This is a genomic window from Streptomyces subrutilus (assembly GCF_008704535.1).
GTDB lineage: Bacteria > Actinomycetota > Actinomycetes > Streptomycetales > Streptomycetaceae > Streptomyces > Streptomyces subrutilus.
On the sequence record NZ_CP023701.1, the window covers coordinates 1,699,312 to 1,711,957 of the forward strand.

Annotated in this window: 10 protein-coding genes; 8 read left to right on the top strand and 2 right to left on the bottom strand. The window is 67.1% G+C overall.

From position 1 onward, the window contains the following. The first annotated feature begins 9 nt into the window (after positions 1-9). The 7 genes from CP968_RS07415 to CP968_RS07445 all read left to right on the top strand — a co-directional run bounded on the left by CP968_RS07415 (position 10) and on the right by CP968_RS07445 (position 6,290). Positions 10-450, top strand: a complete 441-nt coding sequence (locus CP968_RS07415; protein WP_150517234.1) for an ATP-binding protein — start codon at positions 10-12, stop codon at positions 448-450. 4 nt (positions 451-454) lie between these two features. Continuing rightward, complete coding sequence (locus CP968_RS07420; RefSeq protein ID WP_150517235.1) at positions 455-1,774, top strand: UDP-N-acetylglucosamine 1-carboxyvinyltransferase; 1,320 nt, start codon at positions 455-457, stop codon at positions 1,772-1,774. After that, on the top strand, positions 1,771-2,991 hold the full coding sequence (locus CP968_RS07425) for a metallophosphoesterase (protein ID WP_150517236.1): 1,221 nt from the start codon (positions 1,771-1,773) through the stop codon (positions 2,989-2,991). Before CP968_RS07420 ends, CP968_RS07425 begins: the two co-directional genes overlap by 4 nt. Further along, positions 2,988-3,524 (top strand): dCTP deaminase, encoded by a 537-nt coding sequence (gene dcd, locus CP968_RS07430; protein WP_150517237.1) that lies wholly within the window; start codon positions 2,988-2,990, stop codon positions 3,522-3,524. The genes CP968_RS07425 and dcd overlap by 4 nt, the downstream gene beginning before the upstream one ends. Further along, positions 3,521-4,057, top strand: coding sequence for a dCTP deaminase (locus CP968_RS07435; RefSeq protein WP_150517238.1), 537 nt, complete (start codon positions 3,521-3,523; stop codon positions 4,055-4,057). The genes dcd and CP968_RS07435 overlap by 4 nt, the downstream gene beginning before the upstream one ends. Further along, positions 4,054-5,151, top strand: a complete 1,098-nt coding sequence (locus CP968_RS07440) for a glycosyltransferase family 4 protein (protein WP_150517239.1) — start codon at positions 4,054-4,056, stop codon at positions 5,149-5,151. Before CP968_RS07435 ends, CP968_RS07440 begins: the two co-directional genes overlap by 4 nt. A gap of 86 nt (positions 5,152-5,237) precedes the next feature. Continuing rightward, positions 5,238-6,290 carry a serine hydrolase domain-containing protein gene (locus CP968_RS07445; RefSeq protein WP_150517240.1) on the top strand — a complete coding sequence of 351 codons (1,053 nt, stop codon included), beginning with the start codon at positions 5,238-5,240 and terminating at the stop codon, positions 6,288-6,290. An 8-nt stretch (positions 6,291-6,298) separates the two neighbouring features. Here the strand turns inward: CP968_RS07445 and CP968_RS07450 are convergent, their stop codons facing one another. Further along, the gene (locus CP968_RS07450; RefSeq protein ID WP_150517241.1) at positions 6,299-10,564 is read right to left on the bottom strand and encodes a hypothetical protein; all 4,266 of its coding nucleotides are present in this window, start codon (positions 10,562-10,564) and stop codon (positions 6,299-6,301) included. Continuing rightward, a complete protein-coding gene (locus CP968_RS07455) occupies positions 10,561-11,502 on the bottom strand; it encodes a 5'-methylthioadenosine/S-adenosylhomocysteine nucleosidase family protein (protein ID WP_150517242.1) in 942 nt (313 codons plus the stop codon). The genes CP968_RS07450 and CP968_RS07455 overlap by 4 nt, the downstream gene beginning before the upstream one ends. A 183-nt stretch (positions 11,503-11,685) precedes the next feature. Here CP968_RS07455 and CP968_RS07460 point away from each other — a divergent pair, with 183 nt between their 5' ends. Further along, positions 11,686-12,225 carry a hypothetical protein gene (locus CP968_RS07460; RefSeq protein WP_150517243.1) on the top strand — a complete coding sequence of 180 codons (540 nt, stop codon included), beginning with the start codon at positions 11,686-11,688 and terminating at the stop codon, positions 12,223-12,225. Positions 12,226-12,646 lie beyond the last annotated feature (421 nt).

A 12,646-nucleotide genomic window follows, 5' to 3' on the forward strand; every position in this document is an offset into this window, starting at 1 on the left:
AGGCTGCTCATGGAAGTGCACGAGGTCACGCTGACCGTCACGAGTACGCCCGAGGGCGCCGCTCGTGCCCGGCACCAGGTGATGAACGAGATCAGGGGCTGGCGCTCGGTCATCGGCACCGACGGCATGTGCGTGGCAGAGGTCGTGGCCGGCGAACTACTGGCGAACGTCGTTCAGCACACGGGAAACGAAGCTGCTTCCGTAACCGCTCGCCTGCGCGGCAGCCGACTGCGCTTCGAGGTCCGCGACCGGAGTTCCGTCCTCCCCCACGCACGCCCACCCCGTACGGACGCCGAGGACGGCCGCGGGCTGCTGATCATCGACGCTCTCGCCGATCGGCACGGCGTCGACCACAGCGTCGGCGGCAAGTCCTGCTGGGCCGAGCTCGATCTGCCCGCACCCATCTCGGTCACGCCGTCCATCACGCAACCTCCCTTGCAAAGGAGTTGAACGCATGGCACCCCATCGAGCTCTTGCGACGAGCGCGGAGGTCATCGCCGTACGTCCGGGGAGTCCCCTCTCCGGTTCGGTCAGCGTCGACGGCTCCAAGAACGCCGCCCTGCCGCTGCTGGCCGCCGCAGCAGCCGTGCGCCGGACCGTCCAGCTGGAGAACGTCCCCGCCAGCGCCGACGTCCACTGGATGCTCACCTTGATCCAAGGGGCGGGCTGGCACGCCGCCCGGGCCGTGGGACGGCCCGACAGCGTGGTGATCATGCCCCCTGACGGCGTACCCGCGGAACCCGACCTTGCCCCGGCCGCACGGATCCGCGCGTCGTACTACCTGGTGCCCGCACTCCTCGCCCTACAGGGGAACGCCCGGCTGCCCTGGCCCGGAGGATGCAGGATCGGGGAGCGCGGCATGGACCTGCACTTCAAGGTGTACGAGGCGTTCGGTGACCGTGTCGCCGTCCATGACGAGGGCTATGCCATCAAGGCCGGTCGACCCACCACCGGGACGGTCTCCCACACGTTGCCGTTCCGGTCGCGCGGTGCGACGGTCGTTGCCGTCCTGCGTGCGGTCGTCGCGGGCCGTGCGCTGCGCCTCGGTCGGCCGAACCTGTCGCCGGAAGTCCTCGCCGTGCTGGACGCCCTGCGCTCGGCGGGATGGGAGGCCCGAGCCGGCGAACAGGTCCTGGACCTGAGCCCGGCAGCGGCATCACCGGCCGAGGCTCCGGCTTGGCGCGTACCAGGCGACAAGATCGAGGCAGGCACCCTGGCCTGCGCCGTCGCCGCCACCGGTGGGACCGCGCGCATCGAGGGCGTCCAAGGTCGGGATGTGGTGCCGTTGCAGGAAGCCCTGCAACGGCTGGGCATCCCCACCTCTGTACGGGAGGACGTCCTCCTGGTCGACGGGAGCGCCGCCCGGCCCACAGGTCGTCCCCTTCGCGCCATCGCCACACTCGCCACCGGCGGCCTGGACGCCGATTTCGAACCTCCCCTGATGGCACTGGCTCTCGGCCAGCCCGGCACACACCTCTTCGCCGACTCCATCAACCCCGGCCGCCACGGGAACCTGCTGCCCCAGCTGGCCCGGCTCGGAGCGAAGATCGAGGAGATCTCCCCCACCGAATGCCGGCTGACCGGCCCGCAACGCCTCACCGGAGCCGGGGTAGAGGCCACCGACATCCGCACCGGCTCCGCGCTCATGGTCGCCGCCCTGACCGCCCGCGGCATCACCACCCTCGGCGGAGTCGACCAGCTCCGCCGCGGCCACGCCGACCTGCCCGGCAAGCTCCTCCACCTCGGCGCCGACATCTGCGAGGTCGCGCCATGACCGCGGCCCGTTCCCTACGACAGATCATGGCCACCACCGACGTCCACTCCACCCTCGGCGCCGACGGCCCGCTGCTCGGGCACCTCCACCAGGCGCGCACGGACAGCCTGCTGGTGGACTGCGGCGACTTCTTCGAGGGCACCGGGTACTACCGCCTCGGCCGGGGCCGACTCGAACAGGACATCCTGCTCGCCCTGTACGACGTCGTCGCTCCCGGGAACCACGGCTGGCCGCACTACTTCGAGGCTGGCCTCCACCAGCGGACCGTATGCGCCAACGTCGTCGAGGACTCCACCGGCAACGCGCTCTTCCGACGTCTGCGCATCGTGGACATCGCGGGCCGAAGAACCGCCGTCACGGCCGTGATAGGCCTGCAGGCGTTCAACTCGATCCCGGCCGGGCAGCGGTCCGCCCACCGCGTCACCGACCCCGTCCAGACTCTGCGCGAACTGATGCTCGCGCACCACCACGAGGTCGACTCCTGGGTCCTCCTCAGCCACTCCGGCTTCGAGCAGGACCTCCAGCTCGCCGAGGCGTGCCCTTTCCTCGACGTGGTCTTCGCCGGCCACTGCCACAGCGAACACACCGGACCCGAACGGGTCGGCAGCACCATCGTGCTCAAGGGGCAGGAACTCGCCGTCGGCTACGCAGTCGCCGAGCGCTCCCCCGAAGGCTGGGTCGGACGGACCGCCCGTTTCCCCGACACCTCGGGATCCGTCCTACCGACCGCGTTGGCCTCCGTCCGTCAACAGATCGCCTCCATCGACGCACAGCTGGCCGAGCCGCTGGGACGTCTCGTCGCGCCCTATCGGAACAAGCCGCTCGACCGCCACGCCCTGCTCCGAGAACTGGCCGACCGGCTGCGCAGCGGACTGGGTAGCGAGGCCGTCGTCCTCAACGAGACCGCCGTGCGCACGACGCTGCTCGGCGAAGTCCTCACCGCCGGAGATCTGCTGGCCATCGAGCCGTTCGACAACAGCCTGGTCGAGGCCCAGGTCGCGCTGGCCTTCCGTAGCGACCCCGCTGCACTGCTGACTCACCTCACCGAGCCGGCGGGACCCCTGATCACCTCCCCCGATCCGCTTCCCGCCGGCCTGGCGAGCGTGCTGACCACCGACTACCTCGCCGACACCTGTCTCGGCAGCCGAGCCCAGCCCTCGGGCCTCAGCCTCGGCTCGGCGATCCGGAGCATCCTGACCAACGGAGACGACCAGTGATCCTCACCGGACCCGAGATCACCTCCGCCTCGAAGGACGGACTGCTGCGCATCTCCCCCTTCATTCCGACCCAGGTCAATCCGAACAGCTACAACGTCCGCCTGGGCGGGACCCTGCTCATCTACACCGACCAGGTACTCGACACCCACCGCCCGAACCCCACCCGCCGCACAGAGATCGGCGACGACGGCCACGTCCTGCAGCCCGGCGAGCTGTACCTCGGCCACACCTTGGAGGAAGTGGGATCCGACCTCTTCGTCCCCCTGCTCTTCGGCCGTTCCTCCGTCGGCCGACTGGGGCTCTTCGTCGAGATCACCGCACCCATCGGTGACATCGGCTTCCACGGCCAGTGGACGCTGATGCTCACCCCGACCCGCCCCGTGCGCGTCTACGCCGGGATGAAGATCGGGCAGATCATGTTCTTCGTCTCCGAGGGCGCCATCGACCTGTACGAGGGCAAGTACCAGGCGGCCTCCGGGCCTCAGCCCTCCTCCTACTGGCGCGACCTCGACGCCACGGCGGTGACCGCGTGATCCTCACCGGACCGGCCATCGCCGCCGCCCACCAGGCGGGCCGCATCACCATCGACCCGTACGACCCGGACCGCCTGTCCCCCAACGCGTACGACTGGCGCCTGGGCAGCACGCTCCGCATCTGCGAGGGCGACCTCGACGCCGCTAGTCCCACCACTTTCTCCGAGCTCACCCTCCCCGACGACGGGTACGTCCTGGAGCCCGGCCACCTCTACCTCGGCCACACCCTGGAACGGACCGGCTCCGAGACGTACGCCCAGCTCCTCAACGGCGACCGGACCACCGGCTCCCTCGGCATCTGGGTCCACGTCTCCGCGCCGCTCGGGCACCAGGGCCACGCGATCCGCTGGACCCTGGAGATCCGAGCCACCCGCCCCGTACGCGTCCGGCCCGGCATGACCTTCGGCAAGCTCGTCTTCCTCCGTACCCACGGCTCCCCGGCCAGCTACCAGCAGCACGGCCTCAAGTACCGCACCAGCGAGGGCATCGAGACGTCCCGCCTCTACGAGGAGAACCCCGGAGGCCGTCGGTGAACCGTGTCGTCGCCACCGCCCTCGACCTGCCGTTCCCCAGCCCCGGCGGCAGCGTCGAACTCTTCCTCGACCTCTACGCCGGCACCCAGCCCGCCATCCCTTCCCGCGCCTTCATGCTCGCCCCCGACGGCCCCCGGCCCCGCACCCCGGCCGGCATCGACCTGCTGCACGCGTCTGGCAAGTGCCTCGACGGCCACGCCTTCAGCCGGTACGTCACCAACCTGCGCCACGCCATGACGGCCGCCATCGACCCGCGCCAGATCAGCGTGCTGCACCTGCACCACCTGGCCTTCGGCGCCACCCCCGCCCTCTTGCGAGCCCTACCCGCCCACCCCCGGATCGCCTTCGTCCACGGCACCGACCTCCTGCACGCCGAGAACCACACCACGCAGCTCCGCGTTCTCCGCGAGACCGCCTCCGCTGCCGACGCGATCGTCGTCCCCACCGGCGCCATGGCCGACCGCCTGCTCAAGCTCGCCCCCAAGGCGGACAGGCACAAGATCGAGAAGATCCCCTGGGGCATCCCCGACCGCCTCCTCACCAGCCCACCGCCCCGGCCCGCCCGACGTCCCACCAGCCACCTGCGGATCCTCTTCGCAGGCCGCCTCAGTTCCGAGAAGGGCCTCGAACCCCTCCTCCAAGCCGTCGCCGCCACCCGCTCGGTCGAGCTGAGCATCGCCGCCCCGCGCGCCCAGTTCCTCGACCTCGCCCCGGTCATCCGCCAGCTCGGCGTCCACGTCCGCTACCTCGGCTGGTTCCGCCGCGCCCAACTGTGGAGGGCCTTCGCCGACCACGACGTACTCGCCGTGCCCTCCACCACCCTGGAGGCCATGGGTCTCGTCGCCCTCGAAGCCCAGGCCTGCGGACTCCCCGTCCTCTACCAACCCGTTCCCGGACTCAGCGAAGCCCTCTCCGGCACCGGCCTGGCCACCGACTTCACCAACCCCACCACCGCTGCCCACGACCTCCACCGCCTGCGCACCACCCCAGGCCTGTTGGAGATGCTCCGCGCATCCGGCCGCACCAACGCCGCCCGCTTCCCCCTCAGCGCCACCGCCACGGCCATCACCGACCTCGGCCGGCGACTCGCCTGACACCACCGTGGCGCAGCCAACACCACCCCGACCCCATCACTAACCTGGCCAGCGGACCACCCGCGGCCCACGACGATCGGGAGACCATGACCCACACCACCGACCGGATCGAAGACCTCCTCCAGACCGGCGTACGCGACGAGGTCTACCCCGGCGCGGTGTGGGCGGTCGGGAACGCCGACGGCATCGAGGCCAGCGGAGCCGTCGGCCTCCTCGACCCCGACCACCCGGACGAGCCGATGAGGCTGGACACCGTCTTCGACGTGGCCAGCCTCACCAAGATCCTCGCCGTCTGGTCGACGATCGGCACCCTGGTCGAAGAGGGCAAGCTCCAGCTCCACACCCCGCTGGGAACCTTCTGGGACGAAGTCGCAGGCCACCCCCTAGCCCGGGCCACGGCCCACCACCTGCTCACCCACACCGCCGGCCTGCCGCTGCGCGCCAACCTGAAGAACCTCTACGGCACCGACCCCCAGGACATCCGCGACGGCGTTCTCCACGAGGCCCTCCACCGCCCGCCGGGCGGAGCCGTCGAGTACACCGACCGAGCCGCCCTCGTCCTCGGCTACCTCGCCGAGCACCTCTCTGGCCAGCCCCTGGACCAGCTCGCCACCGACCGCATCTGGAACCCCCTGGGCATGACGCAGACCCGCTTCGGCCCCCTCCCCGATGCCGAGGCAGCCCGCTGCGCCTCCACCGAGTACGACGAGACCACCGGCACCCACCTCAAGGGCACCGCCCACGACTTCTCCGCCCGCCTCCTCGACGGCGTCTGCGGCATCGCCGGCACGTTCTCGGTCCTCGACGACCTAACCCGCTTCCTCCGCCACATGCTCGCCCCCACCCAGACCGCCTTCGGCCCCAGCTGGATCAAGGAGTCCCTCCGCATCCAAACAGGCGCCCTCACCCCCGCCCGCGGCCTCTTTTGGCACCCAGCTCCCGGCACCGACCTCGCCGAGGACATCTGGGTCCACTACGGCTTCACCGGCACGGGCATGTGGATCAGCCCCACCCAGGGTGGCTGGGCCGCTCTCCTCACCAACAAGCTCCGCTTCAACCGCGACCGCGAACCCCTGACTGAGATTCGCAGCAACTTTCGGGGGGCAGCCTTCGCACCTGAGTACACCCAGGGAACGTAGAGGGAAGCTCACTCGTCCAGGCGTTGCAGCGCGACGGCATTTGGATGCTGCGCGAGAGCGAGACCGTCCACCACCGCCTGGAAGTGCGGCCGGACCTCGGCAGTCAATTGCGGGTGCAGGTCCTGGAGCCATTCAGTCAGAGAGAGCCCGGCGGTGTCGACTTTTCCGGTGCTATCGACACACAGCTGCCGCACCCACCTCAGGCCGGGATCGACCTGTTCGTGGACGGGCTGGGCCTTGAGGAAGTCGATAAGGCTGTCGACAGCGAACCTCCCTTTGCCCGCGTCGGTGGTCCAGATATCGACTAGTTCGGCCACAGGAGAAATAGGAAGCCATCGACTGCGGGCCTCTTGCAGCGTGCCGTCCATGTCCTGATCCATCATTGACAGCACAGGGTTGGGCACAAGTTCCCCCATCAATACTTCATAGTTGTACCGCGCGCGTTCTTCGTTGTCGATGCTCCCCCGAAGGGGGAGCGGCTGAGTCAGAACCGATTCCATGAGGTAGGGCCAGTTGGCAGCCAGGGGCTGCACAAGCTCTCTCTCGTAGGTCGCGGCGGTTTTCAGGCCCCGCAACAGATGGCTGAGTGCCGACGGGGAACCAGCTAGGCGGTCGGCGACTCTACTAAGCACGGCTGGCTCCCTGTCAGCGGCGCGCAAGAGCGATGCTGCCAGTGCCGCGTGTTTCTCCGTATGCGGTTCGCTGCCCCAGGCACAAGCCGCCCGCGCGTGAGCATCCAGCAGCGGTCCCCGCAGGGATAGGGCCTGATCGGTACGACAATGCTGTACCCGAGCGGCTTCCAGGACCGCAGGCACAGCCGTTTCCAGGTGGTCCGGAGACATCTCCTCCCCGCCCAGAGAATCCAGTGCCGTCGCGAGCACATCCGATGACGAGCCCGCTCCCCGGCGACCAGACTGGCTGCCCCGTCCAACCAATACCAAGCGGACCGAGGCTTGTACGGCGCTCCAGGCGACCATGTGGTGACAAGCGCGGTTGCCCGTTACACAGGGAACCTCCCAGAGCGGCCTCAACCCCTCAACAACGTACTCACGCACCTCGTGGACCGGATGAGCCGCGGCTTGCACCACTGCCGTGTGGAGGCGCGTTGTTCGGTCGGCGTCGAGGAGTTGCGGTATTGACGCCGCGATGGTGGGCACAAGTGCACGCGGCAACGCTAGGGCTGCCAGACGGTCTCCTGACCAAGGAAGTGTTGTCCCCGGGCCGCAGGAGAGGTCTGTCGACTCGTGGATGGCGGCAACCAGCAGATCCACTGACCACCGCAGGTCCTCGGCACTGGGTGAGGTGCCGCCCGTCGCCATGTGCACGGTAGCCGCTGCAACCGCGTACAGCCCGTCGGTCATCCACTCTCCGTCGCCCGCAAGGCTCTCGTGCAGTTCTCTCGCCGCCCGGAGGTCGAGGGCCAAACGATGAGGGTCTGCAGGGACGGGGTCACTTACGCGATGCGGCAAGGCCCGGCGATGACCGTACCGGTTAAGCAATTCGTACTGCTTCGATGTCCGGCCTGCTCGAGCCCGGTTGCTGTCCAACTCCTCCTGGATGTCCTCAGACGGCCTGACCTCGACAGCTACGTGGTTACCGTGCCGTACCTGGGTGAAGCACTCCCAGTCGAGGTGGTCGGCCCAGGATCTGATTTCCAGACCGTTGCAACTGGACGATGCCGCCATACGTAGGCGGTCGGCCACGGCTCTCAGCCTCGCAACGGCCTCATCATCCTCCCGGTGCACAGCCTCGATGACGAGATGCATGGCGATCTGCGTCGGCGGGTGCTTTAGCCATTCACCACCGCGGAGTTCATCACCTCTGCGAAACATGGAGTCGTTGAGGAAACGGCTGTGCTCAAGTTCCCAGACCATCGGTACGGACAGATAGTCGTCCAGGTCATCAGCGACCTGCTTCAAGTCGCGCAGCAGAATTCCATAGGAAAGACCGAGGCCGGCTAGCGTGCCCACTCGAGTCAGCACCAACGCGGCAGTCTCACGCACCGAGGCAATGCCGGGTTGAATGAGCTCCAACTCCAGCCAGCGGTTCAGAGCCATGAGCGCGCTCATACACGGCTGCGGTCCGTTCAAAGCTCCCCGATACCAGAACCAGGACTCCACGGGCCCGACGTAATCGCGCAGGCCCGTTTCCAGGATGTCGCCTGTCAAACACGACTCGCCTGTGTCTCCGCCGGCGTCACCGTCTTCTCTATCGGCCCCGAATCGGCCTCGGGCGCCGCGCGACTCGACGGCGTCCTTGACGACTGCCTCGATCAAATTCAACCCACGCTGAGGATCCACCTGGAGGAGGGCATAGAAGGGGCCGCGCCACCACTGAGCCTCACGCCGAGAACCACCGCCGAGATACTCGTGCTGTCCCATACGCCAGCGCGATCGCCTCACGCCGCCCCCACGTTGCTGGTCAGGGGTGATCTGGTAGTAGGCCGCAGCCAGCTCCATCAACAGCGCGGGATCCGTAACCGCGAGACACCTACTGGCCTCCATACGGTCCACTGCTGGCATAAGGCTATGCGGCCGCCTACGCGCCAGGTCCTTCAGCATGTCGACTGCGGCGCCTTCGCGGTCACTCCCGAGCAGCGCCAGCGCCTCGACGAACGACGCCGATGGATACCTGGGGCTTTCTCTCAACATTGCCTCACGCACCAGCATCCGTACCCGTCGCTGATGACCTATGCCTCCCACGGCCGCATCCCGTTGGGCTACCCCCCGCAACCAAGCAAGAATGACCGCGTCACCTGGCTGGTCTTGGTGCTGGGAGAAGACGCGTACATTCCGTGCAAGCCACTCAACGACTGGCGCCACAACGAGCGGGTCGCAGGCCCTGCCGTCGCCGAAGCGGAGCATGCAGCAACGCAGGAGCCCCTCCAGCAGGTCAGGCTCGCGGATGAGGCACCCCGTTAGGGAGGCGAGGGCTTCCGCGCACCAGCCAGCGGATAGCACCGCTTCCCAGGGGATCTCTTGCCAGCGTGTTCCGTACTGCTCCGCGATTTGCACGAACTGCCGGTATGTCCGGTTCCAGCGAGCGCTGAACGCACCGGGCGAGTCAGGACCAGACCGCAGTCTGACCTGACAGTAGATGCGGCCAGCGCGCACGGCCCACCGTGGCCCTTTAGCCTCTAGTAGACAAAGGCCGTCCTCCAACAGCAGGCGCCTGGCGGTGGCGAAGTCCCTCATCACATCGTGGCCGAAGGCGTATTCCTCACTGGAGATAACCGATGCCTCATCGAGGGGCGCAAGGATGCCGTCCGAGCGCAGCGAGGCAAGTGCCGCGCCAGGGACGGACGGTCCGCGGTGACCCGTCAATCGCCTGTCGACAAGCGAGAGCAAGGCTTGCCCACGATCCTCGGATGCCACGCCGTCGACGGCCCGTCCACCGTTGAGTACAAGAGCACGCCAGATGTGCGCGTAGACATCGGCTTCACTCTCCAACCGCGAAGGCAGTCCGGTTCCCCGTCTGGCAGAGCGGAGCAGAAGGTCTACGAGCGCGATTCGACGCAACAGCCAGCGCGAGCGACCATCATCAGCCAGGCGCGCCAACTGCGGTACTGACCTGATAATTTCGGCGATCTCATCGTCGTCCAGTGGCGGAACGACAATCTCGCCGACGTTTGTGTACCCGGCTCGATCGAGTAGTTCACGCAGAGTGTCCACCGCATCGTCGCGGCTGATCAGCACGGGCACCAATCCCGCAGCGATCGCTGCGGCAACGGCTTCGCCAACGAGGCCCCCGAACCCCTCCTGGGCAGCCTCGGCGCCATCCAGAACCAGGACGCCGGGTGGAGCAGCCTCACCCCGCACAATCTCCTGGTACGCCGCCGCGCGAGCCAGTTCCTCCAGACCACCGGAATATGGCGCCAGCGTCCGGACAGCAGCCGCCAGCACCCGCATCGAACGGCCGCGCAGAACGGCCATGGATTGCAGGACCAGGGTGGTCTTGCCGACGCCTGGCTCTCCACGGACCAAAATCACCTGATGGGGGTGACCGCAATCAAGCGTGCCGGTCAGGTGAGCCAGCGCAGCCGCGCGGTCAATCGCTAGGTCCTGGCCCTCCCCGATGGTCAACGTTCCCGAGCTGCGCCGCAAACTCCTCTCCCACTGGGCAAAGAGAAGTTTCCCGTCCGGCCCTAGAAAATACTGGTTGCCGTTTTGAACAGCATTGACAGTGCCACCCACATCTGCCCGGTTGATTTGCGTCGCTGCTCGCTCGTTGAGGCTGAGCGGTGGATCGGCCTGGGTTTCGCCGTCCCCCTTCAACAGTCAGTTGGCTGCGGTCCGTAGTTGATGGTCTGGTTGCCGTTCTGAACGGCATTGACCACGCCCTTCCGATCAGCCTTGTTAACCTGCCTCGAGCCCAACCCAGCCATGGGCGCACCGCCGACAGACCTCGGCTCCTTCCCTGTGGGGTCGCTAGCGCTGTCGTCGCCTGGTAGGGCAGCGATAACGGTCACGGCTGCCGCTGCGGCGTTCGCGGCTGCCATCTGCTGGCTCCCACGGGCATCAACGACTGACTTGCCACCGTCTGCACTGTCACTGATGCCCCGGATCGTCAACATGTCCACCTTGCCGAGAACAGCTGCCGTCGCTAGCCCCGCGCTCTCCATCTCCACCGCCACCGCATCATTGAAAAAACGCGTGAGTCGATCGCGCAGCGGCGAGTCCAAAGAGTCCAGGACGGTTTCACCGGCAGCTACGGGCTTGACGTGCACCGCCGGCGGCCAGCCAGGCTGCTGGAAGTCACCCGCCTGCACCCTCTCGGTCCACTCAGATCCACGCAGGCTGTGCTTCGCGGTCTGGAGCAGACCGTGGGCAGGTTCCCAAGCTGCTGGGCGGATGAACTCCGCATCGGATACCTGCTTGGATCCCTCGTAGGCGTAGATCTTGTCCGCGACTACAACGTCGCCGAGCCTGACGTCTGTCTTCAGGCTGCCAGCCACCCCGACAAAAATGATCGCCCGGGGCGAGAAACGCGCCCTGGCCCGCTCAGCGAACGCTGCGGTCACTCGATTACCCGGCCCCACTTCGGCGAGGACAACCTGGCGCTCCGCGCCCCTCACCTCTCCGACTTCGAACCAAGTTTCCTCGTGGATCACTCTGCGCGGTTGGACGAGATGCGCCCGCACCGCCTCGTACTCCAGACCGATCGCCGTCAGTACAATGACAGGACTTGCGGGTTCGAACTCGCCTGCATGCAAAGGACTTTCCCTCCACGGCCGCTACCTTCTCCCAGCGTACCGCTACCCAGTGTCAGCCAGGGTTGCACCTCGAGGCCGGCCTGGGGGTGCCTCATAGGGGCGCCCACCGCCTCCCTGCCGCCGACCGCGCTTTGACCAGCCAGAACGCGCGGTCTACGCCTCCACTATCAGCAAGGAGCAGACGTGGCAACGACCGAAGACGTCACCGTAGGCAAGCTGCTCCTAGCCGAGTACGACAGAGTGAAGGAGGAACAAAAGACTCGCATTGGGTTCCGGGACAATCTGCTGTACGTCACTCTGGCCGTGACGGTGACAGTACTGATCGGTGCGTCACAGACACACCAAGCCGCCGTGCTGTTGGCACTACCGGCAGCCACCTCCATCCTGGGATGGACTTACCTGGCGAACGATCAAAAGATCAGTGCCATTGGCAACTACATCCGGGAGCACCTTGGCCCCCGGCTGGGGGAACTTGCCGGCCAAGGAGCCAGCCCGTTCGGGTGGGAGACAGTCCACCGGGGCGACACCCGCCGGAAGCAACGCAAGATCATCCAGTGCGCGGTCGACCTCACCACCTTCAGCGGGGTACCGCTGGCCGCTCTTGCCGCCTTCTGGATCTACGGATCCGGGAAGCCCCTAACAGTCACTGTCTCCGCCCTTGAAGCCATCGCAATTGTCGTTCTTGCGACCCAGATCACCCTTTACGCCGAGACGGATTCGTAGAGACGATCTTGAACTGGCACGACACGATCCGCGCCTTACGAAGGCCCCGGACCGGCCCAGGCGATCGGGCCAAGTTGCGCTGGGCCAGGCTCTCGCATCGCACGTAACACGCCGATGCGGTGGAGGCCAGGCAAAGAAGGGCCTGCACGTCGGACTTTCCCAAGGCCCGCCATCGGTGTCGTAGTAGGGATGGGAGGCAGGAGTAGTGCAGGGCGGCGAGTACGGCCACAATCTCCGCACACCATCGCAACGACAGTCAGGATCACTTCGAAGTCTGGTCCGAGGATCGCAAGTGACTGCAACTAACGGTAAGTTTGATCAGTCCCGCATGCCTGCAGGGGCTCCTTTGTGATCGCACTCAGCCTGCTGCCGAGCGATAGGGGACTCCAGCCTGTGATTGTGGTCTCTCGGATAGGCTTTC

Bases quoted from the DNA above. Each gene is read 5' to 3' on its own strand.
- CP968_RS07420 (WP_150517235.1), top strand. From the start codon at position 455: ATGGCACCCCATCGAGCTCTTGCGACGAGCGCGGAGGTCATCGCCGTA.
- CP968_RS07425 (WP_150517236.1), top strand. From the start codon at position 1,771: ATGACCGCGGCCCGTTCCCTACGACAGATCATGGCCACCACCGACGTC.
- CP968_RS07415 (WP_150517234.1), top strand. From the start codon at position 10: ATGGAAGTGCACGAGGTCACGCTGACCGTCACGAGTACGCCCGAGGGC.
- CP968_RS07445 (WP_150517240.1), top strand. From the start codon at position 5,238: ATGACCCACACCACCGACCGGATCGAAGACCTCCTCCAGACCGGCGTA.